23 protein-coding genes are annotated in these 21708 nt (G+C 71.2%); 16 read left to right on the top strand and 7 right to left on the bottom strand.

Annotated features, from left to right (window positions below; all coding sequences use genetic code 11):
- Position 1: 1 nt before the first annotated feature.
- Together ACYVKX_RS14035 and ACYVKX_RS14030 are read right to left on the bottom strand one after the other, a co-directional pair.
- The gene (locus ACYVKX_RS14035; protein ID WP_460833403.1) at positions 2–2086 is read right to left on the bottom strand and encodes a hypothetical protein; all 2085 of its coding nucleotides are present in this window, start codon (positions 2084–2086) and stop codon (positions 2–4) included.
- A complete protein-coding gene (locus ACYVKX_RS14030) occupies positions 2083–2844 on the bottom strand; it encodes a hypothetical protein (protein ID WP_460833400.1) in 762 nt (253 codons plus the stop codon). Before ACYVKX_RS14030 ends, ACYVKX_RS14035 begins: the two co-directional genes overlap by 4 nt.
- 349 nt (positions 2845–3193) lie before the next feature.
- Between ACYVKX_RS14030 and ACYVKX_RS14025 the strand changes: the two genes are divergently transcribed.
- On the top strand, positions 3194–4246 hold the full coding sequence (locus ACYVKX_RS14025) for a DNA recombination protein RmuC (protein WP_460833397.1): 1053 nt from the start codon (positions 3194–3196) through the stop codon (positions 4244–4246).
- A gap of 13 nt (positions 4247–4259) precedes the next feature.
- Entirely contained in the window at positions 4260–4706 is a 447-nt protein-coding gene (locus ACYVKX_RS14020; RefSeq protein ID WP_460833395.1) for a DUF6542 domain-containing protein, read from the top strand.
- On the opposite strand, the gene ACYVKX_RS14015 is transcribed toward ACYVKX_RS14020, so the two are convergent.
- Positions 4649–5275 (bottom strand): L-threonylcarbamoyladenylate synthase, encoded by a 627-nt coding sequence (locus ACYVKX_RS14015; RefSeq protein WP_460833393.1) that lies wholly within the window; start codon positions 5273–5275, stop codon positions 4649–4651. The two genes, ACYVKX_RS14020 and ACYVKX_RS14015, sit on opposite strands and share 58 nt — an antisense overlap.
- On the bottom strand, positions 5275–6267 hold the full coding sequence (locus ACYVKX_RS14010) for a 4-hydroxy-3-methylbut-2-enyl diphosphate reductase (protein WP_460833391.1): 993 nt from the start codon (positions 6265–6267) through the stop codon (positions 5275–5277). Before ACYVKX_RS14010 ends, ACYVKX_RS14015 begins: the two co-directional genes overlap by 1 nt.
- Positions 6268–6416: 149 nt before the next feature.
- Here ACYVKX_RS14010 and ACYVKX_RS14005 point away from each other — a divergent pair, with 149 nt between their 5' ends.
- The 3 genes from ACYVKX_RS14005 to ACYVKX_RS13995 are packed head-to-tail and all read left to right on the top strand — an operon-like array spanning position 6417 to position 8438.
- Positions 6417–6953: a Uma2 family endonuclease gene (locus tag ACYVKX_RS14005; protein WP_460833389.1), complete on the top strand. Its 537-nt coding sequence runs from the start codon at positions 6417–6419 to the stop codon at positions 6951–6953.
- 35 nt (positions 6954–6988) lie between these two features.
- A complete protein-coding gene (gene xseA, locus ACYVKX_RS14000; protein ID WP_460833387.1) occupies positions 6989–8236 on the top strand; it encodes an exodeoxyribonuclease VII large subunit in 1248 nt (415 codons plus the stop codon).
- Positions 8217–8438, top strand: coding sequence for an exodeoxyribonuclease VII small subunit (locus ACYVKX_RS13995; RefSeq protein WP_460833385.1), 222 nt, complete (start codon positions 8217–8219; stop codon positions 8436–8438). Before xseA ends, ACYVKX_RS13995 begins: the two co-directional genes overlap by 20 nt.
- A 12-nt stretch (positions 8439–8450) precedes the next feature.
- On the opposite strand, the gene ACYVKX_RS13990 is transcribed toward ACYVKX_RS13995, so the two are convergent.
- A complete protein-coding gene (locus ACYVKX_RS13990) occupies positions 8451–9029 on the bottom strand; it encodes a DUF4245 family protein (protein WP_460833382.1) in 579 nt (192 codons plus the stop codon).
- A 34-nt stretch (positions 9030–9063) separates the two neighbouring features.
- Here ACYVKX_RS13990 and ACYVKX_RS13985 point away from each other — a divergent pair, with 34 nt between their 5' ends.
- Genes ACYVKX_RS13985 through glpX form a run of 6 tightly spaced genes read left to right on the top strand, consistent with a single transcriptional unit; the run spans position 9064 to position 14320 of the window.
- Positions 9064–10299: an SLC13 family permease gene (locus ACYVKX_RS13985; protein ID WP_460833380.1), complete on the top strand. Its 1236-nt coding sequence runs from the start codon at positions 9064–9066 to the stop codon at positions 10297–10299.
- A 24-nt stretch (positions 10300–10323) separates the two neighbouring features.
- Complete coding sequence (locus ACYVKX_RS13980; RefSeq protein ID WP_460833379.1) at positions 10324–10719, top strand: TOBE domain-containing protein; 396 nt, start codon at positions 10324–10326, stop codon at positions 10717–10719.
- A complete protein-coding gene (gene modA, locus ACYVKX_RS13975; protein WP_460833377.1) occupies positions 10716–11483 on the top strand; it encodes a molybdate ABC transporter substrate-binding protein in 768 nt (255 codons plus the stop codon). The genes ACYVKX_RS13980 and modA overlap by 4 nt, the downstream gene beginning before the upstream one ends.
- Positions 11484–11487: 4 nt before the next feature.
- A complete protein-coding gene (locus ACYVKX_RS13970) occupies positions 11488–12255 on the top strand; it encodes an ABC transporter permease (protein WP_460833374.1) in 768 nt (255 codons plus the stop codon).
- Positions 12252–13277, top strand: a complete 1026-nt coding sequence (locus ACYVKX_RS13965) for a sulfate/molybdate ABC transporter ATP-binding protein (protein ID WP_460833371.1) — start codon at positions 12252–12254, stop codon at positions 13275–13277. Before ACYVKX_RS13970 ends, ACYVKX_RS13965 begins: the two co-directional genes overlap by 4 nt.
- 20 nt (positions 13278–13297) lie before the next feature.
- On the top strand, positions 13298–14320 hold the full coding sequence (glpX, locus tag ACYVKX_RS13960; RefSeq protein WP_460833368.1) for a class II fructose-bisphosphatase: 1023 nt from the start codon (positions 13298–13300) through the stop codon (positions 14318–14320).
- Here the strand turns inward: glpX and ACYVKX_RS13955 are convergent.
- Entirely contained in the window at positions 14285–15118 is an 834-nt protein-coding gene (locus ACYVKX_RS13955) for an alpha/beta fold hydrolase (RefSeq protein ID WP_460833366.1), read from the bottom strand. The two genes, glpX and ACYVKX_RS13955, sit on opposite strands and share 36 nt — an antisense overlap.
- 88 nt (positions 15119–15206) lie before the next feature.
- On the opposite strand from ACYVKX_RS13955, the gene ACYVKX_RS13950 reads away from it, so the two are divergent.
- Entirely contained in the window at positions 15207–16115 is a 909-nt protein-coding gene (locus ACYVKX_RS13950; RefSeq protein ID WP_460833363.1) for an alpha/beta fold hydrolase, read from the top strand.
- Between the two features lie 51 nt (positions 16116–16166).
- Here ACYVKX_RS13950 and ACYVKX_RS13945 read toward each other — a convergent pair whose 3' ends face one another.
- Positions 16167–17249 (bottom strand): ABC transporter ATP-binding protein, encoded by a 1083-nt coding sequence (locus ACYVKX_RS13945; RefSeq protein WP_460833360.1) that lies wholly within the window; start codon positions 17247–17249, stop codon positions 16167–16169.
- Between the two features lie 164 nt (positions 17250–17413).
- Between ACYVKX_RS13945 and ACYVKX_RS13940 the strand changes: the two genes are divergently transcribed.
- Genes ACYVKX_RS13940 through ACYVKX_RS13925 form a run of 4 tightly spaced genes read left to right on the top strand, consistent with a single transcriptional unit; the run spans position 17414 to position 21708 of the window.
- Complete coding sequence (locus ACYVKX_RS13940) at positions 17414–18694, top strand: extracellular solute-binding protein (RefSeq protein WP_460833358.1); 1281 nt, start codon at positions 17414–17416, stop codon at positions 18692–18694.
- The gene (locus tag ACYVKX_RS13935) at positions 18691–19635 is read left to right on the top strand and encodes a carbohydrate ABC transporter permease (RefSeq protein ID WP_460833356.1); all 945 of its coding nucleotides are present in this window, start codon (positions 18691–18693) and stop codon (positions 19633–19635) included. Before ACYVKX_RS13940 ends, ACYVKX_RS13935 begins: the two co-directional genes overlap by 4 nt.
- Complete coding sequence (locus ACYVKX_RS13930; RefSeq protein WP_460833748.1) at positions 19635–20480, top strand: carbohydrate ABC transporter permease; 846 nt, start codon at positions 19635–19637, stop codon at positions 20478–20480. The genes ACYVKX_RS13935 and ACYVKX_RS13930 overlap by 1 nt, the downstream gene beginning before the upstream one ends.
- Positions 20481–20484: 4 nt before the next feature.
- A complete protein-coding gene (locus ACYVKX_RS13925; RefSeq protein WP_460833354.1) occupies positions 20485–21708 on the top strand; it encodes an ABC transporter ATP-binding protein in 1224 nt (407 codons plus the stop codon).

Raw genomic sequence — 21708 nt, 5'->3', positions numbered from 1 at the left:
GCTATCGCCGGTCGCCGAGCAGGACTCGGATCGTCTCCGTCGCCTTCTCGTCGGCGTACGCCTCGGCCTCGGCGTCGAGCACGCCGCCGGTCGAGGCCATGAACGCGAGAAGTGAGCCACGGACGACCGAGCGAACGTCGCCTGCGCCGACATCGACGCCGCCGTCGCGCAGCGTCTTCAACTCCTTGTGCGCGGTCGCGAGGGCTTCTTCGATCGAGCGGTTCGGGTTCGTCGCACCATCGGCGCGGCCGCGGCACACGACCACGGAATCGAGGTTGGACGGCTCCCGCGCCCCCGACTTCACGATGCTCGTGGACATCTCACCCTTGACGGGCTGGACGGCGGTTACGACCCAGCCAGCGCGCCGGAGCGACTCGACCAGTTGCACCCACCCGCTGATTCGGGCTTGATGGAAGGTGAAGGCCAGCAGCCCGCCCGGCTTCACCACACGAGCGCACTCGGTCCACACCGCCTCGATCGCCCTGCCGAACTCCGCCGGGTCGGCGTGTTGCACCTCCCCCTCGCTACGCGTCGTCGCGAGGGCTGAGTAGCCCGCGTGCGGCCTCATCTGGCCCAGCCACGCGTGGAAGAAGTCGGCCAACTCGGCGTAATGCACGTTGTCCATGTACGGCGGATCGGTGACCACGAGGTCTACCGATCCGGCGGGGAGGTCGCTCTTCGCGGCGTTCCGAGTAGCGACGTACGCCGCCTGTCCCTCGATCTTCGAGAACGTCTCCCACGAGTCTGCGAGCGTCGCGTCCAGCGGCTTCGAGAGGCCCGTCACGCGCTCCACGGACCCGTCGGTGACCACGAGGTCCGCCGGGTCGGTCTTGTATCCCTGTGCCCGTTGCAAGCGGCTCTTGTAGAGGGTCGAGAACGAGCCCGACGACTGAGGGGTTCCCCACGGGTGGGCTTCGAGCGGCGTCCGCTCAGGCTTCAAGATGTGGTGCGAGAACATGTGCCGCACCGCGCCGGTGCCCTCGCCCTTGAACGAGGTGAAGAGGTTGTTGAACTCCAAGGTGCCGGAGAAGAGCGCGCTCAGCGCCTCGCGTTCGACGCTCGGCTCCAAGTCGCGGATCGCCGTGCCCATCAGTGACAACGACACGAGTTGCCGCGCGTTGAAGAAGTCCCGCCACCGGCGGAAGTTCCACTTCACCGCCTGATCGGTATTGTTGCCCTCTGCCAGTTCCCCGACTGGCAACACGGCCTCGGCGGGCAGGGCTTCGAGTAGGGCCTCGCACTCGGCGTAGAGCGCCCGGTCGAAGTCGGTGATCGTCTCGTAGGTCTTCGAGCCGTCAGGGTTCGCGACCATCTTCGCGTACATCTGGAAGCCGGGCCGCTCCCCGTTGAAGGCCGAGAGGGTCTTGAATGTGTGGCCGCTCGGGCACGTCGTGTTCTGCCCCTTCACCGCGCCGTCAGGCGTCACAGCGTGGCCGTTCGTGCAGGCGGCCTCCGTGAAGTCGTAGCGGCCCTCGATCACGTCGAGGCAGACGGGGCAGACGATCTGCGCCTTCGGCACACGCTTCGCGTAGGCGTTCTTCGAGAAGACGTGGGAGTCGAAGAGGCGCACCTCGTCGGCACAGGTCGGGCACGCGGCGGTCGCGACCCAGAAGTAGTAGAGGACCGTCCGCCCGTCTTCGGTTCTGTGGAGTCGGTCCACCTCCTCCCGGCACTTCGACTCGACCGTCGAGTAGGCGGCATGCAGGCGCTTCGAGTCCCACGACTGCATCGCCTGTCGCTCGACCAGCGTCGCCACGGGGTTGATGTCGAAGCAGACGGGCCTGCCACCGAGTTTCAGGACTTCGACGCCGGTCACGCCGGAGCCGGAGAAGGGGTCCAGCACAACCGCGCCGGAGAGGTCGAGCGCGGACCCGTACGCCGCCGATGGGTCGGAGCCGTCCGGCGTGACGGCAGAGGTGATGATGCCCCGGAAGACTGTGCCGAGCCGCTTCGCCCACCACTTGTGGGTGCTCGTCGCGGGTCGATGCACTTCCTTGCGCCACGACTCCTTCGTTCCCACCTCGCTCAGGAGCGTGGCGGGGAACGAGGCTTCGAGGCTGGTGCGCTCGGGGACGATCGAGGTCAACGGCGACCCTCCGCGAGTGAGACTTCCTTCAACGCGCCTGCACCACGAGAGCGCAACGCCTTGAACTTGTGAACCGTCCCCGCGTTCGGGTTGGGCCTCATGTGCGTGAGCATGTCGTTGGTCTGCAAGTTGAACTCGTAGGAGACAACCACCTCGTCAACCTCAACTCGATCGAGTTTGCCGACGACGACCAGATCAGGCGATTGCGGCTCGAAATCGCCAGGAACGATGAGGGTCGATAGCCCGGTCGTTCCGGTGGCGAGCGCGAAGGGTGTCGGAACGACGTACATCTTCCGGTCGCGTACGAGGATGTCGCCGTACGAGCCAAAGCCCCTGAACGACTTGTTCTTGTGGACGTACTCGGTGTCAGCGTTGAGGAAACTCCCGTGGCAGACAACGAGGTCGGTGACGGGGTACTCGTTCAAGCCTGCGACGGACTTCGGATAGCGCCCGAAGACGTAGTAAACCTCGCGCCCGTTGTGGTTGCCGGTCGGCACCTGCGAGTTCGAGTCGTAGTCGGCTTCCCGCCCCGGCCATTCGAGGCCCTTTACCTCGTAGCCCTCGGGGTGATGGACAAGTCGAAAGTCCGGGTAGGTGTTGCGGCCCGGCTCGTCATACGCAAGTCCGCACGCCGCGATCCGTGCTTGGACCCAGTTCTGGAAGTGGAACTCCTTGTCGCTGGCGGAGACACGCTGGATCAGTTCTCCATCGGCGCGAGCGCGCTCACATTCCAAGAACACCTGCTCGATCGCCGTCACGCTCGGACCTTCCGCTGGAGCATGGTGACGAGCCTATGAGACGGGGCCGACCACGGCGGGCTCCCCCGCCGAGCGTGCTGTCCATGTCCAACTGGACCGAGAGACTGCCCGGCAGCAGACGCCTGGCTCCGACCACGCCCCGGTGGTTGTGGATATCGCGCACTGACCGTCGGCGCACTCCGCCACGCTGGTCCCATCCCGTTCCGCGGGTCCAGAATGGAAGGAGCCTCGACGTGTCGATGCCCGCAGGAGCCCATGTGTCCACTGTCCAGCAGCCCCCTCTGCAGTACGTGCCGATGTCGTACGACGGGTAGCCGGGCATGTCGGTGGTCGCCGCGATGCTGGCCCCATGACCGCAGTGACGCTCCTCCTCACCCTGCTCGCCGGGCTCGCCCTGGGCTGCCTCCTGGGCGGACCGCTCGGCGTGCTGTGGTCGCGTTCGCGCAGCCCGTACGTCGCCGGCCTGGTCGACCAGGCCGAGGTGATGCAGGGGCTGGACCGGCTCAGCGACCAGATGCACCACCTCGACCGCTCCCGGGCGACCTGGCAGGGGCAGTTCGACGCGCAGGTCGACCTGCTCCAGCGCGAGACCCGCTCGCTGTCGACCGCGCTGCGCCGGCCCCAGGTGCGCGGCCGCTGGGGCGAGCTGCACCTGCGCCGGGCGGTCGAGCTCGCGGGGCTCGTGGACCGCTGCGACTTCGCCGAGCAGGTGCGCCTCGACGACGGCGCCCGGCGGCCCGACCTCGTCGTCCACCTGGTCGGCGGCCGGCAGGTCGTGGTCGACGCCAAGGTGCCGCTGGACGCCTACCTCGACGCGACCTCCACCGACGACGAGGTCGAGGCCGCTCACCACCTGCGCCGCCATGTCGCCCAGCTCCGCACCCATGTCGAGACGCTCGGCTCGAAGCGGTACTGGCGCTCGCTGTCCGAGAGCCCGGAGTTCGTCGTCCTCTTCGTGCCCGCCGAGTCGTTCCTCGCGGCCGCGCTCGAGACCGACGGCTCGCTGATCGAGTACGCCGCCGGGCGGCAGGTCGTGCTCGCGACGCCGACCACCCTGATCGCGCTGCTGCGCACGGTCGCGCACGGGTGGGGCCACGAGGCACTGGCCGACCAGGCCCGCGAGATCCACCGGCTCGGCCGGGAGCTGCACGAGCGGCTGGCGTCGATGAACGGCCACCTCGACCAGCTCGGCCGCTCGCTCAACGCCGCGGTCGGTCACTACAACCAGACGGTCGGCTCGCTGGAGTCGCGGGTGCTGGTCAGCGCCCGGCGCTTCGGCGACCTACCCGCGCCGCGCCAGGTGGACGCGGCCAGCCGGTCCATATCACCGGTGGACCTGCGGATCGTGGAGCGGCGCGCCGCCGACGGAGGGGAGGACGCGGAACCTACCGTGGCCCAGTGAGCATGGTGGTCCAGTGAGTCAGCGGACCCTCTGGGAGGAGGGGCGCGAGCCGAGCTATCAGGTCGTCGCGCTCGGACTGGCGCTCGCCCTCACCGCGATCGTGCTCGACCAGGCGGTCTCCGGGCGGGTCGGGATCCTCTTCGACGTCTGCTTCGTGCTCATCTGCGTCGCGACGGCGCTCGCCGTCCGGCCCAGCGACTTCTTCACCGTCGGCGTACTGCCGCCGCTGCTCATGGGCACGGCCTTCACCGTGCTCGGCGTCACCCGGCCCGACGTGATCGCCGACGCGACCGACGGCGTGGTCCAGGCCGTGGTCTCGGGCCTCGGCCGCCACGCGGGCGCGCTGGTCATCGGCTACCTGCTGTGCCTGGCGATCCTCGCCGTCCGGTACCGCGTGATCGGTCAGGCAGCCTCGAAGCGAGCGGGGTCGCCTGCGCCCACCCGCACGACCTCGGGGTAGCCCTCCGACCAGTCGATCACCGTGGTCGGCTCGGCCGCGGTCTCTCCCGCCTCGACGACCAGGTCGACCACATGGTCGAGCTCCTCCTTGATCTCCCAGCCCAGGCTGCGCGGCTCGTCCTCACCTGGCAGGATCAGCGTGCTGGTCAGCAGCGGCTCGCCGAGCACCTCCAGCAGCGCCTGCACGAACACGTGGTCGGGGATGCGTACGCCGACGGTGCGCTTCCTCGGGTGCATCAGCCGGCGCGGGACCTCCTGGGTCGCCGGCAGCACGAACGTGTACGGCCCGGGCGTCGCGGCCTTGATCGCGCGGAACGCCGAGTTGTCCAGCCTCACGAACTGGCCGAGCTGGGCGAAGTCCTTGCACATCAGCGTGAAGTGGTGCTTGTCGTCGAGGCCGCGGATCCGCAGGATCCGGTCGCGGCCGTCGCGATTGCCGAGTTGGCAGCCGAGCGCGTAGCCCGAGTCGGTCGGATAGGCCATCAACTGGTCCGCGCGCAGTGCGTCCGCGATCTGCCCGAGCAGCCGGGGCTGCGGGTTGTCCGGGTGGACGTCGACGTACCTGGCCATCAGACCCGTCCGGCCGCCTTGAGGTCGCGCCGCAGCTCCTTGGGCAGCGCGAAGATCAGCGACTCCTCGGCGCTGTGCACGGCCCGGGCGTCCGGGTAGCCGCGCTCGGCGAGGAAGGCCAGCACGCCCTCGACCAGCTCCTCCGGCACGCTCGCGCCCGACGTGACGCTGACCGCCGAGACGCCGTCCAGCCAGGCCTCGTCGATCTCGGTGGCGTCGTCGACGCGGTACGCCGCGCGCGCGCCGGCCTCGAGCGCGACCTCGACCAGCCGGACGCTGTTGGAGGAGTTGCCGGAGCCGACCACGATCACCAGGTCGGTGCCGGCGGAGATCTCCTTGACCGCGAGCTGGCGGTTCTGGGTGGCGTAGCAGATGTCGTCGCTGGGCGGGTCGAGCAGGTCCGGGAACCGCTCGCGGATCGCGGCGACGGTCTCCAGCGTCTCGTCCACGGACAGCGTGGTCTGCGAGAGCCAGACGACGCGGGACGGGTCGCGGACCACGATGCCGGGCACGTCGGCCGGGCCCTGCACGAGCTGGATGTGGTCGGGCGCCTCGCCGGCGGTGCCCTCGACCTCCTCATGGCCGGCATGCCCGATGAGCAGGATGTCGTAGTCCTCGTTCGCGAACCGCTTCGCCTCGTGGTGCACCTTGGTCACCAGCGGGCAGGTCGCGTCGACGGTCTTGAGCGCGCGCTTCTCGGCCTGCTCGTGCACCGCCGGGGAGACGCCGTGGGCGGAGAACACCACGGTCTGGCCCTCGGGCACCTCGTCGAGCTCCTCGACGAAGATCGCGCCACGCGACTCGAGGTTCGCGACGACGTGCTTGTTGTGCACGATCTGCTTGCGCACGTAGACGGGCGCGCCGTACAGGTCCAGCGCCTTCTCCACGGTGATCACCGCGCGGTCGACGCCGGCGCAGTAGCCCCGCGGCGCCGCCAGCAGGACCGCCCTCTCCGCGTCGGAGAGCGTGCGTGGCATGGCGAGGTCCGTCATGGCGTCGAGTCTACGGACCGCAGCCCTCGAATCGTCACTGTGGAGAACCTCCGCCGCCCGTCGGCGCCCTGCCGCATGCTGGTCACCTCCCGACCCCGGGGTCCATCATGGAAGGAGATCGCGTTGTGTCCGTCGGAAGAGGAGTGGCCGTGCCCCAGCTCGAGCGCGTGCGGATGTCGTACGACGAGTGGTGGGCGCTGCCCGAGTACCCCCGCACCGAGTGGGTCGACGGCGAGGTGGTCGTGATGGGCGACCCGCATCCCGACCACAGCATGGCCCAAGGCAATCTGATCGTCGCGCTCAAGCTGGGACTCTCCGATCTGAAGGTCTATCCGGTCGTGGCCGTCCGGCTGCCGCGCAACCGGGTCCGCGTCCCCGACATCAGCGTGCTGTCCGAGCGACCCACGACCAACCCGGTCGAGCTGACGCCGGTCCTCGTCGTCGAGGTGACCTCCCCGAGCACGCGCACCGAGGACACCGTCCGCAAGTCGCGGGAGTACGCCTGGGCCGGGATCGGGCAGTACTGGCTGGTCGACACCGACCGCCGCCACCTGGACGTGCTCGCGCTGGTCGAGGGCGAGTGGGAGGCCCTGCTCGCCCTCGACGACGACCACCCGACCGGCTCGGTCGCCGTGGGCGAGCACGGCACCGTCGAGCTCGACCTGGCCGCCGTCCTCGACGGCTGATCCCCCTGTCGGACCCGCTCGGTAGGGTCCCCCGCATGGCCCTGGAGACCTCGCTCGAGTCGCCGGCCCCGGTGCGCCAGATCGCGAACGCGATCGCGGGCTGGGTCGACCGGCTGGGCGCCGTGTGGGTCGAGGGCCAGGTCGCCCAGGTGAGCCGCCGTCCGGGCCTGAACACCGTCTTCCTGACGCTGCGCGACGCCGTGGCCGACATCTCCGTCCCGGTCACCTGCTCGCGGACGCTGTTCGACGGGCTCAACCCGCCCCTGGTGGAGGGGGCGAGCATCGTCGTGCACGCCAAGCCGTCCTACTACGCCAACCGCGGCACGCTCTCCCTCTACGCCCGCGACATCCGGATGGTCGGCCTCGGCGAGCTGCTCGCCCGGCTCGAGCGCCGGCGCCAGCTGCTCGCCGCCGAGGGCCTGTTCGCGGCCGAGCTCAAGCGCCCGCTCCCGTTCCTGCCCGGCACCGTCGGCCTGGTCACCGCGCCCGACAGCGCCGCCGAGCGCGACGTCCTCGAGAACGCCCGCCGCCGCTGGCCCGCGGTCCGCTTCGAGGTCGCGTACGCCGCCATGCAGGGTCCGCGCTCGGTCGGCGAGGTCGTCGAGGCGGTGGAGCGCCTCGACCGCAACGTCGAGGTCGAGGTGATCGTGGTCGCCCGCGGTGGCGGCTCGGTCGAGGACCTGCTGCCGTTCTCCGATGAGGCGCTCGTCCGGGCGGTCGCGAAGGTGCGCACGCCGGTGGTGTCCGCGATCGGCCACGAGCCGGACTCGCCGCTGCTCGACCTGGTCGCCGACGTCCGCGCCTCCACGCCGACCGACGCCGCGAAGCTCGTCGTCCCCGACGTCGCCGAGGAGGCCCGCAACGTCGCCCAGGCCCGGGAGCGGATCCGGGGCGCGGTCGCCGGCTGGATCGCCCGCGAGCAGGCCGGCCTCGACGCCCTGCGGTCCCGGCCGGCGCTCGCCGACCCGCGCTCGCTGCTGGACGTCCGGCTCGACGAGGTCCGCCTGCTGCGCGACCGCGCCCGTCGTACCCTCGGCCACGCCCTCGACCGGGCCGCCGACGACGTCGGCCACCAGCGCGCCCGCGCCCGGGCGCTCTCCCCGCTGGCGACCCTGCGGCGCGGCTACGCCGTGCTCCAGGGCGCCGACGGCCAGGTGCTCACGTCCGTGGCCGACGTCGGCGCGAAGCAGCGGATCAGCGTGCGTGTCGCCGACGGCCGCATCCACGCCACCACCACGAAGACCGAGTCCCTCGAGGAGAGCCGTGCCGAGCAAGAAGGCTGAGCAGCAGGGCGAGACGCCGTCGTACGAAGCCGCCCGCGAGGAGCTGATCGAGGTGGTGCGCACGCTCGAGGCCGGCGGCACCACCCTCGAGGAGTCGCTCGCGCTCTGGGAGCGCGGCGAGCGGCTCGCGACGATCTGCCAGGAGTGGCTCGCCGGTGCCCGCAAGCGCCTCGACGCGGCGATCGAGAGGGGCGACGGGTGACGACCGTCACGCTCAGCTGATCGGGCCACTCACGGGAGCGGTGGTCAGCGACTCGACGAGGCCCCGCAGGGCCTCCGCGGGCGCCGACCCCCACACGAGCACGGTCTCGTCGCCGACCTCGGCCGCGAACGCGGTGTCGCCACCGGGGTCGGTGAAGGTCTGCCACTCCCGCGCGACCGCGCTGTCGAGTCGGACCGGCTCGCCCTCGGTGGCGTCGGCGCCGACGTAGGTGCGGACCAGCTCGCCGACGCTCTGGTCCTCCTGGCGCAGCCCGGCGAAGTCGCCCTCGTCGGTCGACATCGCGAGGTCGAGGGCCGGGCGGTCGCCGGGCGTGAAGCTCGCGTCCTTGACGATCCAGCCCCCGGGGAGCCGCGCCGGGTAGGCCGGCGACAGGTCGCCGCCGAGCTGGATGCTCGAGACGAGCGCCAGGTAGTCGACCGGCTCCGGCACGTACTCCGGGGTCTCGCGGAACAGGCCGCGGACGACCACGACGCCGAGGACGACCAGCACCAGCACGATCATCGAGCCGACCAGGCCTCCGAACGACCGGTTGTACCTGCCGGGTCGGCCGGTCTCTGACGCCTGACTCACGCCCCGATTCTCACAGGTCGTCTATCGTCGCCGGGTGCCGCCCCTCGACCTCGTCCCGGCGGCCGCCCTCGTCGTGCTGCTGGTCACGGCGTACCGCCATCCCCGCGCCCGCACCGAGCTGGCGACCGGCCTGGCGACCGCGGCGGCGACCCTCGCCACCGGGATCCTCGGCGTCGCCGAGGTCGGGTCCACGCTGCGCCACCTCGGCCCGGTGGTGCTGTTCCTCGTCACGATCCTCGTGGTCGCGGACGTCTGCGCCCGCGCCGGCCTGTTCGCCGCCGCGGCGGCCCGGATCCGCGCGGCGACGTCCGGCCGTCCGGGTCGGCTGTTCACCGGGGTCTTCCTGCTCGCGGCCCTGGTGACGACCGTGCTGAGCCTGGACGCGACCGTCGTGCTGCTCACCCCGGTCGTGGTCGCCGCCGCGACGGCCGCCGGCACCTCGGTGTGGCCGGGCGGCCACGCATGCCTGCGGATGGCCAACTCCGCCTCGCTGCTGCTGCCGGTCTCGAACCTCACCAACCTGCTCGCGATGCCGCGGCTCGACCTGACCTTCGGCGGGTTCGCCCGGGAGATGGCGCCGGCGCTGCTCGCCGTGCTCGCCGTGGAGTACGCCGCGCTGCGGCTGCTCTTCCGGCGCGAGCTCGCCGCGCCGGCCGAGCCCCGGGAGCACGGCGCGGACCAGGCGATCGAGCCGCTGCCGCTGGTCGTGGTCGGGCTGATGCTCGCGGGGTTCGCGGTCGGCTCGCCGCTCGGCGTGGACCCGGGCTGGACCTCGACGGCCGCCGCGGTCGCGCTCGTGCTCTGGGCCCGGCACCGGGGCCTGGTGACGTGGCGCGCGGCCACGGCCGCCGCGCACCCGGCGTTCGCCGTCTTCGTGCTCTGCCTCGGCGTGGTCGTGGCCGCGCTCTCGGAGGGCCTCCTCGGCGACCTCGTGGCGGACCTGCTCCCGGGCGGCACGTCCTGGCTCGACCTGCTGGCGATCGCGCTGCTCGCGACCGTGCTCGCCAACCTGCTCACGAACCTGTCGGCCACGCTCCTGCTGGTGCCGCTCCTCGCCCCGCTCGGGGACACCGCGATCCTCGCGGCGCTGCTCGGGCTCAACGTCGGGTCCGGCCTCACCTACACCGGCTCGCTGGCCAACCTGCTCTGGCGCCGCACGCTCGTCGGGGTCGGCACCGCACCCTCGCTCGCCGGCCTGCACCGGGTCTCGCTGCTGGCGACGCCGCTCAGTCTGTTCTCCGCAGTTTCGGTGCTTTCGCTGTTCAAATGACCGCATCTGCGGAATGATGCCTGCGTGAACACCTACCGGATCGCGGAAGCCGCCGAGCTGCTCGGCGTCAGCGACGACACCCTGCGCCGCTGGGTCGAGGCCGGCCGGGTGGCCAGCGCCAAGGAGGACGGGCGCACCGTCGTCCCCGGTGCCGACCTGGCGGCGCTCGCGGAGTCGCTCGCGGAGCATCCCGACCGCGAGGCGACCCGCGCGGCCGCGGTCAGCGCGCGCAACCGCCTCGCCGGCATCGTCACGAAGGTCAAGAAGGACACCGTCATGGCCCAGGTCGAGCTGGTCTGCGGCCCCTACCGGCTCGTCTCGCTGATGAGCACCGAGGCGGCCGAGGAGCTCGGCCTCGAGCCCGGCGTCCGCGCCATCGCCTCCGTCAAGTCAACCAACGTCGTCGTGGAGCGCCCGTGAAGAAGCTGATCGTCCCTGCCGTCCTCGCCCTGGCCCTGTCGCTGACGGCCTGCGGGGGTGACGACGGCGAGAGCGGCAGCGGGGGCGACACCACCCTCACCGTCTACGCCGCCGCCTCGCTCACCGCGTCGTTCGAGGAGATCGCGACCGCCTTCGAGAAGGAGAACGACGGCGTGAACGTCGAGTTCAACTTCGGCGGCTCCTCCGACCTGGTCACCCAGATCCAGGAGGGCGCCGGCGCCGACGTGTTCGCCTCGGCCGACACCGCGAACATGGACAAGCTGGTCGCCGCGGACCTCGCCGGCGCCGACCCGCAGGACTTCGCGACCAACACGCTGGAGATCGCCGTGCCCCCGGGCAACCCGGCCGGCGTGACGTCGTTCCAGGACCTGGCCAAGCCCGGCCTGGACCTGGTGGTGTGCGCGCCCGAGGTCCCCTGCGGCACCGCCTCGCTGCAGGTCGCCGACAACGCCGGCGTCACGCTGTCGCCGGTCAGCGAGGAGCAGTCGGTGACCGACGTACTCGCCAAGGTCGCCTCCGGCGAGGCCGACGCCGGCCTGGTCTACGTCACCGACGTGCTCGCCGCGGGCAAGGACGTGGAGGGCATCACCTTCCCCGAGTCCGACTCGGTCGTGAACACCTACCCGATCGCGCCGGTGGCCGACTCCGGCGAGGCCGACCTCGCGCAGCGGTTCGTCGACTTCGTGCTCGGCGACACGGGCCAGCAGGTGCTCGCCGACTACGGCTTCGGTGGGGCAGCCTGAGCGCGTGATCCCCCGCTGGCTCTACGCCCCGGCCGCGGTCGGGGCGGCCCTGGTCCTGCTCCCGCTGCTCGGGATGCTGGCGCGGGTCGACTGGGCGGACTTCGTCGAGCTGGTCACCTCCGACTCCGCGCTGACCGCCCTCGGCCTGAGCATCCGTACGTCGCTCGCCGCGACCATGCTCTGCGTGCTGTTCGGCGTGCCGATGGCGGTGGTGCTGGCGCGCACGGACTTCCCCGGACAGGGCGTGCTGCGTTCGCTGGTGCTGCTGCCGCTGGTGCTGCCGCCGGTGGTCGGCGGCATCGCGCTGCTCTACACGTTCGGCCGGCGCGGGCTGATCGGCGAGCAGCTGGACGCCCTCGGCGTCCAGGTCGCCTTCTCGACCACCGCCGTGGTGCTCGCGCAGACCTTCGTGTCGCTGCCGTTCCTGGTGGTCAGCCTCGAGGGCGCGCTGCGCAGTGCCGGGCAGCGCTACGAGGTGGTCGCCTCCTCGCTCGGGGCGGGGCCGACCACGGTCTTCCGCCGGGTGACGCTGCCGCTGGTGCTGCCCGGGCTGGTGTCCGGGGCGGTGCTCGCCTTCGCCCGCTCACTCGGCGAGTTCGGGGCCACGATCACCTTCGCCGGCAGCCTGGCCGGCACGACCCAGACGCTGCCGCTCTACATCTACAACCTGCGGGTCACCGATCCCGACGCCGCGGTCGCGATGTCGCTGGTGCTCGTCGTCCTGGCGATCGTGGTCATCACGTTCGCCCGCCCGGGGCGGAGCAGCGGGTGAGCCTGGATCTGGCGGCGACCGTCGCCGACCGCGACGTCGAGGTCACCCTCGAGGTCGCCGACGGCGAGACCCTGGCCGTGCTCGGCCCGAACGGCGCCGGCAAGTCGACCGTGCTCTCGGCGATCGCCGGGCTGCTCCGCCCCGACCGGGGCCACGTCCGGCTCGACGGCCGCGCGCTCACCGGCGACGGGGCGTTCGTGCCCCCGCACGACCGGCGGGTCGCGCTGCTCGCCCAGGACCCGCTGCTGTTCCCGCACCTCAGCGTGCTGGAGAACGTCGCGTTCGGCCCGCGGAGCAGGGGCGCCGGGCGGCGTACGGCCCGCGAGGCGGCGTACCGCTGGCTGGCCGAGGTCGGGTCCGAGGAGCTCGCCGACCGGAAGCCGGGCCAGGTCTCGGGCGGGCAGGGCCAGCGGATCGCGCTGGCCCGGGCGCTCGCCGCCGAGCCGCGGCTGCTGCTGCTCGACGAGCCGATGGCCGCGCTGGACGTCGCCGTGCTGCCCGCGCTGCGGCAGACCCTCAAGCGGGTGCTCGCCGGGCGCACCACCGTGCTCGTCACCCACGACGTCCTCGACGCCCTCCTGCTCGCGGACCGGGTGGTCGTGATGGAGGGCGGCCGGGTCGTCGAGTCCGGCCCGACCGCGGACGTGCTGGAGCGGCCGCGCAGCGCCTTCGCCGCCCGGATCGCCGGGCTCAACATGGTCTCCGGCGCGTGGCGCGACGGCGCGGTCGGCGGCATCCGCGGCATCGCGACCGAGCCGGCGCCCGCGGACGGCGACCCGGCCGTCGCGGTCTTCCGGCCGAGCGCGGTCTCGGTGTTCCGGGAGGCCCCCGGCGGCAGCCCCCGCAACAGCCTGCCGGTGACGATCACCGACGTGGAGCCGCGCGGCGACCAGGTGCGCGTGCGGGCCGGACACCTGGCCGCCGACGTCACCGTGCAGTCCGCGGCCGAGCTCGACCTCGCGCCCGGCACGCCGGTCGTGTTCGCGGTCAAGGCGAGCGAGGTCTCGGTCTACCGGAGCTGAGGGCCGATAGAGTCGGGGCCATGACCGAGTCCGACGCCCTCTCCGTCGCCCCCGAGTCGCCGGACCGCAACCTGGCCCTGGAGCTCGTCCGGGTCACCGAGGCGGCCGCCATGGCCGCCGGCCGCTGGGTCGGCCGGGGCGACAAGAACGGCGCGGACGGCGTGGCCGTCAACGCGATGCGCGTGATGATCTCGACGATCGGCATGAACGGCGTCGTCGTGATCGGCGAGGGCGAGAAGGACAACGCCCCGATGCTCTACAACGGCGAGCAGGTCGGCGACGGCACCGGTCCCGAGTGCGACGTCGCGGTCGACCCGATCGACGGCACCACGCTCACCGCCAAGGGCATGACCAACGCGGTGTCGGTGATGGCGGTCGCCCCCCGCGGCTCGATGTACGACCCGTCCGCCGTGTTCTACATGGAGAAGCTGGTCACCGGCCCGGAGGCCGCCGCCGCCGTCGACATCCGCTACCCCGTCGCCGAGAACATCGCGCAGGTCGCCAAGGCCAAGGGCAAGAACGCCTCCGACGTCACCGTCGTCCTGCTCGACCGGCCGCGGCACGCCGAGCTGGTCGAGGAGATCCGCGCGACCGGCGCGATGATCAAGTTCATCAGCGACGGCGACGTCGCCGGCGCGATCATGGCCGCCCGCCCGGAGACCGGCATCGACCTGCTCCTCGGCGTCGGCGGCACCCCGGAGGGCATCATCACCGCCTGCGCGATGAAGTCCCTCGGCGGCGTGATCCAGGGCCGGCTCTGGCCGCAGGACGACGACGAACGGCAGAAGGCGCTGGACGCCGGCCACAGCCTCGACCGGGACCACGTGCTCACCACCGACGACCTGGTCACCGGCGACGACTGCTTCTTCGTCGCCACCGGCATCACCGACGGCGAGCTGCTGCGCGGCGTCCGCTACCGCGCGGGCGGCGTCACCACGCACTCGCTGGTGATGCGCTCGCGCAGCGGCACGATCCGCTCGATCACCTCCGAGCACCAGCTCCAGAAGCTACGCGCTTTCGCTGCGATCGACTTCGACAGCTGAGCTGTCGGCGGTGCGCTGCAGCGCGCCGCTCACCAGGTCGATCACCCGCGGGTCGAACGCCATGCCCAGATGGGAGGCGGTCACCTCGACCGCCTCGGCCGACGGGTCCACGCAGGCGCGCCAGTCGACGATGCCGTCGCGCCTGGAGTAGATCGCGGTGAAGCCGGTGCCGTGGGGCAGCGGCTGCCGGCTCTCGGCGAAGCTCTGCCGGGCGCAGTCGCCGCGCACGCAGTCGGCCGACATCAGCCCCGGGAGGCCCGCGGCGCTGAGCCGGGTGAGCAGCTCCACGCTCGCCGAGAGGGACCGGTGGTGGGCGCCGGGCGCCAGCATCGGGCTGCCCAGCGTGACGATCCCGGACACCAGGTCGGGGCGGCGTACCGCGACGCCACGGGCCAGCATCCCGCCCAGCGAGTGCCCGACAAGCTGCACGCGGGCGCCGCGGCGCATCGCGACCGACTCCAGCCGCGCCTCGAGCTGCGCGGCCGCGTTCAGCGTGCAGCCGACGTTGGCGTGGATGTGGGAGCGGTAGGTGCGGAACCCGTGGGCTCGCAGGGTCCGCGCCATCAGCGCCCGGGTGCCGTCGCCGGCCAGGAAGCCGGGCACGAGGACGACCGGCTCGCCCCGGGGGGCGCCCGGCGCGGCGTACGGCGCGGAGCGGCGCGCCCTGCGGTCGACGGCCGCGCGCCAGGCGTAGCGCCCGAGCTCGGTCGCCGCGCTGCCCTCGCGGAGGACCGCCGCGACGCGCGGCGCCGCGAACCCCTCCGGGAGCAGGAACTCCGCGAGCGCCGAGGACGACATGTGAGCCACGTTACGTCGATACCCGCTCCTGCCGTGGGTGATTCGGGGATGTCGCGTCCCTTTCTCGCTCGACTGGTTGACTTGGCCCATGGCAGCCCCCTCCCAGGTCGTGGTCTCCGAGGAGCTCTTCGCCCCGGTCGGCCGCGGGATCGAGCTCTGCTACCAGACCTTCGGCGACCCCGGCGGCGACCCGCTGCTGCTGGTGATGGGGCTCGGCGGGCCGATGAACTGGTGGGACCCGGACCTCTGCGCGGCGCTCGCGCGCGCCGGGTTCTACGTGGTGCGCTACGACAACCGCGACACCGGCCGCTCGACCGTGCTGGAGGGGCGGGTCGCCCGCTCCGCGCTGGTGCGGGCGTTCGCCGGCACGAGGGTGCGCGCGCCGTACTCGATGGCGGACCTCGCCGACGACGCCTTCGGCCTGATGGACCACCTCGGCCTGGAGTCGGCGCACGTCGCCGGCGTCTCGATGGGCGGCATGATCGTGCAGACGATGGCGATCACGCGGCCGCAGCGGGTCCGCTCGCTGACCAGCGTCATGTCGACGACCGGCAAGCGGACGGTCGGCTGGCAGCACCCGAGCCTGCTGCCGTCGCTGCTCGCCGGCCGCAAGCCGGGCAAGGAGGCGTACGTCGCCACCAGCACCGCGTTCTGGCGGCTGATCGGGTCGCCGGACTACCCGCAGCCCGAGGCGAAGGTCCGCTCGCGCGCGGAGGAGACCTTCGACCGTGGCGTCAACCCCGCCGGCGTGATGCGCCAGATGCTCGCCGTCCTCACCCAGCCCAACCGGGCGGCCCGGCTGCGCGGCGTCCGCGTGCCGACGCTGGTCGTGCACGGCCTCGCGGACAAGATGGTGCACGTCTCCGGCGGTCGGGCCACCGCCGCCGCCGTACCCGGTGCCGAGCTGCTGCTCATCACCGGCATGGGCCACGACCTCCCGCCGGCCCTCTTCGACACGTTCGTCGCCGCGATCCGGCGCACCGCCGACCGGTCCTGAAACGCCGAGTCGGCGCAATCTCAGCTGAGACTGCGCCGGCTCGGCGTGAAATCAGTCGGAGAGGCGCTCCCCGGTGTCGGTGTCGAAGACGTGGACGTTCTGCGGGTCGGTGGTGACGTACATCGTCTCGCCCTTCTGGACGTGGTCGCGGCCGCTGACGCGGATGATCACGTTGGCCGGGGTGCCCTCGACGCCGCAGGTGCCGTAGACGTACGCGTCGGCGCCGAGGTCCTCGACGACGGTCACCTTCACCGGCAGGCCGGCCTCGCTGTTGCCGACCACGCGCCAGGCCTCGGGCCGGACGCCGACGGTGATGTCGCCCTGCATCCTCGCGGCCGCGGCGGGGTCGACCGGGACCAGGTAGTCGCCGATCTGGGCCTTGCCGTCCTGGGCGTGCGCCTGGATCAGGTTCATCTGCGGGGAGCCGATGAAGCCGGCGACGAACAGGTTGACCGGCCTGTCGTAGAGCGCCAGCGGGGTGTCGACCTGCTGGAGGTAGCCGTCCTTCATCACCGCGACCCGGTCGCCCATCGTCATCGCTTCGATCTGGTCGTGGGTGACGTAGACGGTGGTGACGCCGAGGTCGGACTGGAGCTTGGCGATGTCGGTGCGGGTGTGCACGCGCATCTTGGCGTCGAGGTTCGAGAGCGGCTCGTCCATGCAGAAGACCTGCGGCTGCCGGACGATCGCGCGGCCCATGGCGACGCGCTGGCGTTGGCCGCCGGAGAGCGCCTTGGGCTTGCGGTCGAGGTACTCGGTCAGGCCGAGGATCCGGGCCGCCTCCTGGACCCGCTTCTGCCGCTCCTCGGCCGGCACCTTCGCCATCTTCAGCGCGAACGCCATGTTGTCGGCGACCGACATGTGCGGGTAGAGCGCGTAGTTCTGGAACACCATCGCGATGTCCCGGTCCTTCGGCGGGGTGTGGGTGATGTCGCGGTCCCCGATGAAGACCCTCCCCTTGTTGACCTCCTCCAGCCCCGCGAGCATCCGCAGGGTGGTGGACTTGCCGCATCCGGAGGGGCCGACGAGGACCATGAACTCCCCGTCTCCGATCTCGAGCGAGATCCCCGGTACGGCGGGCTTGTCGGCGCCGGGATACCAGCGCTGCGCCTCCTCGAACCTGACTGTGGCCATGCTTCAACAACTCCTTCACCGGCAGGTACGTGCCGGACGATCCGTGGTAAAGGTGAGCGCGCTCACACTAGCGGTCACCGCCCACGACGGGAGCCCGCGGGGTTTACAACTCGGCCCGAGAGGGCTACATGTGAGGCAGACCACTCACGAGGAGGGAGGGGCGCATGGCTCGGGCACGCTCGACCTCTATCCGCGCTCTCGCCACATCCGCCGCCCTGGTGTCCGTCTCCGCCCTGCTCGCCGCCTGCTCGGCCAGCGCGAGTTCTGAGGACACGCTGATCTGGTACACCAACCCCGACTCCGGGGGGCAGGCGAAGGTGGCGGAGAACTGCTCCACCGACGACTACACGATCCAGACCCAGGTCCTCCCCCAGGACGCCAACCAGCAGCGCATCCAGCTCGCGCGGCGGCTGGCGGCCGAGGACCCCGCGATCGACATCATGAGCCTCGACCCGCCGTTCACGGCCGAGTTCGCCAACGCCGGCTACCTCGCCGAGCTCCCGCAGGAGCTCCAGGACAAGCTCAGCCAGCAGTCCTTCCAGGGCGCGACCGACGCCGCCACCTGGGAGGACCAGCTGGTCGTGGCGCCGTTCTGGTCGAACACACAGGTGCTGTGGTACCGCAAGTCGTTCGTCCAGAAGACCGGCCTCGACCTGAGCCAGCCGGTCACCTGGGACCAGATCATCCAGGCCGCCGCGGACAACGGCGGCAAGGTCGCCGTCCAGGCCAACAAGTACGAGGGGTACGTCGTCTGGATCAACGCCCTCATCTCCGGCGCCGGCGGCGAGATCGCCACCGACACCGAGAAGGGCGTCGACCTCACCCTCCAGATCGACTCCGACGCCGGCCAGGCCGCCGCCGGGGTGATCGAGAAGCTGGCCAAGTCGCCGGCCGCCCCGGCCGACCTCTCGGTCGCGCAGGAGGGCCAGGCGGGCGGCACCTTCGGCTCCGCGCAGGGCGCGTTCATGACGAACTGGACCTACATCTGGACCAACTACGACGCCACCCAGCCCGACGTGAAGGAGGACATCGGCTACGCCCGCTACCCGCAGACCGTCCAGGGCGAGGAGTCGCGACCGCCGTACGGCGGGATCGGCGTCGGCGTCAGCGCGTTCTCCGACAATGTCGACGAGGCGATGGCCGCGATCGAGTGCATCACCAGCCCGGAGAACCAGGGCGTCAACGCCGAGCTCACCGGCAACATGCCGGCCAGCGCGGCGGGCTACCAGTACCCGGCGCTCGCCAAGATCTACCCGCAGGATCTGCTCGATCTCTTCCAGCAGAGCCTCGACGCCGCGGCGCCGCGCACCGTCACGCCGTACTGGAGCGACATCTCCGGCGGCATCCAGAGCACCTGGCACCCGCCGTCGGGCGTGGACTCGAAGACGCCCGCGGAGTCCCAGCGGTTCATCGAGGACGTGCTGAACGGAAGGAGGCTGCTGTGAGCACCGTGGCGAAGCCGCACGTGAAGCCGGTGGCGAAGGTCCACGTGAGCGACCGCTCCCGCGCCGAGAACCGGCTCGGCCAGCGCCTGGTCCTGCCGGCGGTGATCGTGATGCTGGTCGTCACCGCGTGGCCGATGATCCAGGCGCTCTACCTCTCGCTCTACCGCTACCGGCTGACCACCCCCGACGACCGCGCGTTCGTCGGGCTCTCCAACTACGGCACGGTCCTCACCGACTCGCTGTTCTGGCGCGACACCTGGAACACCGTGCTGATCATGGTGGTCACCGTCGTGGTCGAGCTGGTGATCGGCTTCGCGTTCGCGATGGTGATGCACCGGGTGGTCTTCGCCCGCGGCGCCATCCGTACGGCGATCCTCATCCCCTACGGCATCATCACCGTCGTCTCGGCGTTCGCCTGGCAGTTCGCGTTCAGCCTCAACAACGGCTTCGTGAACGCCTGGTTCAGCTGGCTGCCGTGGATCGAGGCGGACACCAACTGGTTCGGCAGCCACTGGCCGGCGATGTTCGCGATCATGGTCTCGGAGATCTGGAAGACCACGCCGTTCATGGCGCTGCTGCTCCTGGCCGGTCTCTCGCAGGTCTCCGAGGACATGATCGAGGCCGCCAAGGTCGACGGCGCCACCTGGTGGCAGCGGCTCTGGAAGGTGATCCTCCCGAACATGCGGGCCGCGATCATGGTGGCGGTGCTGTTCCGGGCGCTCGACGCCTTCCGCATCTTCGACAACATCTTCGTGATGACGCGCGGCGCGCAGAACACCGAGTCGTCGTCGTTCCTGACCTACCGGCAGGTGATCGAGCAGATGCAGCTCGGCCTCGGCTCGGCGCTCTCGGTGCTGCTCTTCCTCACCGTGCTGCTGCTGGCCTGGCTGATCGTGAAGCTGTTCAAGGTCGACCTGGCGCAGGCGAGGGGTGAGGCGTGATGGCCGGTCCGTCCAACGAGACCCGCACCAAGGTCGGGACCTGGGTGGGCTTCGTGCTCGTCCTGGTCTGGTGCCTGCTGCCGGTCGTCTGGATCCTGTCGCTGTCGTTCAAGGGGCCCGACGAGACCGCGGCCGGCAGCCCGCAGTTCCTGCCGAAGGAGTGGACCCTCCAGAACTACCGGGACATCCTCGACAACCCCGACTTCCTGGACGCGCTGCGCAACTCCTTCGGCATCGCGCTCGTCTCGACGGTGCTCTCGGTCATCTTCGCCACGCTGGCGGCGTACGCGATCGCGCGCCTGGAGTTCAAGGGCAAGCGGCTGGTGCTCTCGCTGGCGCTGGCGATCGCGATGTTCCCGGTGGTGTCGCTGGTCGGCCCGCTGTTCGACATGTGGCGGACCTTCGGGCTGTTCAACACCTGGCCCGGCCTGATCATCCCGTACATGTCGTTCACGCTGCCGCTGGCGATCTGGACGCTGTCGGCGTTCTTCCGCGAGATCCCGTGGGAGATGGAGCAGGCCGCCCAGGTGGACGGCGCCACGTCGTGGCAGGCCTTCCGCAAGGTGATCGTGCCGCTCGCGGCGCCGGGCGTCTTCACCGCCGCGATCCTGACGTTCTTCTTCGCGTGGAACGAGTTCGTGCTCGCGATCTCGCTGACGTCGACGACGTCGTCGCGCACGGTCCCGGCGCAGATGTCCTACTTCGTCGGGCCCGATCCGTTCAACCCGCCGTACGGGCAGCTGGCCACCGCCTCCGTGGTGGTCACCGTCCCGATCATCATCATCGTCCTGCTGTTCCAGCGAAAGATCGTCGCCGGGCTCACGTCCGGCGCGGTGAAGGGGTGACCCGATGGCCTCCATCGACATGTTGAACATCGTCAAGAAGTACGGCGACGGGTTCCCGGCCGTGAACGACGTGAGCATCGACGTCCAGGACGGCGAGTTCATGATCCTCGTCGGCCCGTCGGGCTGCGGGAAGTCCACGCTGCTGCGGATGATCGTCGGCCTCGAGGACATCACCTCGGGCGACATGATGATCGGCGACAAGCGGGTCAACGACCTCGCGCCGCGCGAGCGGAACCTGGCCATGGTGTTCCAGAACTACGCGCTCTACCCGCACCTGACCGTCTACGAGAACATCGCGTTCCCCCTGCGGCTGGCCAAGGCGCCGGACAAGGAGGTGGACGAGAAGGTCCGCGCCGCGTCCAAGACCCTCGAGCTCGACGAGCACCTCGAGCGCAAGCCGGGCAACCTGTCGGGCGGCCAGCGGCAGCGGGTCGCGATGGGGCGCGCGATCGTGCGCGAGGCGGACGCGTTCCTCTTCGACGAGCCGCTGTCGAACCTCGACGCCAAGCTGCGCGGCCAGATGCGCACCGAGATCTCCCGGCTCCAGAAGCGGCTCGGCATCACGACCGTCTACGTCACCCACGACCAGACCGAGGCGATGACCCTGGGCGACCGGGTCGCCGTACTCAAGCGCGGCGTGCTCCAGCAGCTCGCGACGCCGCGCGAGCTCTACGAGAACCCCGGCAACCTGTTCGTGGCCGGCTTCATCGGCTCCCCGCCGATGAACTTCCTGCCCGCGACCGTCGAGGGCACCACGGTGAAGCTGCCGTTCGGCACCGTGGAGCTGCCGGCCGAGAAGGCGCGGAAGGCCGAGGGCAGGGGGCTGCTGATGGCCGGCATCCGGCCCGAGCACTTCGAGGACGCCTCGGTCGTCGCCGACCGGAGCGCCGGCTCGACGTTCCGGGCCCCGGTGGACGTCGTGGAGTGGCTGGGCAACGAGACCTACGCCTACATCCCGTTCGAGGCGCCGCCGGAGGTCGAGGAGCAGCTGCGGCAGCTCGAGCGCGACCTGGACGGCGAGTCGCTGCACACCCAGCTCGTGGTGTCGCTGGACGGCGCCAGCCGGATCACCGAGGGCGAGGAGGCCGAGATCTGGGTCGACGGCTCGAAGATCCACCTCTTCGACCCGAGCACCGGCGAGAACCTCACCGTCGACCACGAGCACGCCGGCCGGATCCCCTCGCACGCCATGGCGGACGCCGCGGAGCAGCCCAGCGGCGCCGGCTGA

It is taken from the genome of Nocardioides hungaricus, assembly GCF_054782915.1.
Note: the sequence above shows the minus strand (reverse complement) of the source record. Positions and strands in the feature narration are given on the sequence as shown.

Coding starts and splice junctions, on each gene's coding strand:
- ACYVKX_RS14025 (WP_460833397.1), top strand. CDS start 3,194: ATGACCGCAGTGACGCTCCTCCTCACCCTGCTCGCCGGGCTCGCCCTG.
- ACYVKX_RS14015 (WP_460833393.1), bottom strand. CDS start 5,275: ATGGCCAGGTACGTCGACGTCCACCCGGACAACCCGCAGCCCCGGCTG.
- ACYVKX_RS14010 (WP_460833391.1), bottom strand. CDS start 6,267: ATGACGGACCTCGCCATGCCACGCACGCTCTCCGACGCGGAGAGGGCG.
- xseA (WP_460833387.1), top strand. CDS start 6,989: ATGGCCCTGGAGACCTCGCTCGAGTCGCCGGCCCCGGTGCGCCAGATC.
- glpX (WP_460833368.1), top strand. CDS start 13,298: ATGACCGAGTCCGACGCCCTCTCCGTCGCCCCCGAGTCGCCGGACCGC.
- ACYVKX_RS13955 (WP_460833366.1), bottom strand. CDS start 15,118: ATGTCGTCCTCGGCGCTCGCGGAGTTCCTGCTCCCGGAGGGGTTCGCG.
- ACYVKX_RS13950 (WP_460833363.1), top strand. CDS start 15,207: ATGGCAGCCCCCTCCCAGGTCGTGGTCTCCGAGGAGCTCTTCGCCCCG.
- ACYVKX_RS13945 (WP_460833360.1), bottom strand. CDS start 17,249: ATGGCCACAGTCAGGTTCGAGGAGGCGCAGCGCTGGTATCCCGGCGCC.
- ACYVKX_RS13940 (WP_460833358.1), top strand. CDS start 17,414: ATGGCTCGGGCACGCTCGACCTCTATCCGCGCTCTCGCCACATCCGCC.
- ACYVKX_RS13930 (WP_460833748.1), top strand. CDS start 19,635: ATGGCCGGTCCGTCCAACGAGACCCGCACCAAGGTCGGGACCTGGGTG.
- ACYVKX_RS13925 (WP_460833354.1), top strand. CDS start 20,485: ATGGCCTCCATCGACATGTTGAACATCGTCAAGAAGTACGGCGACGGG.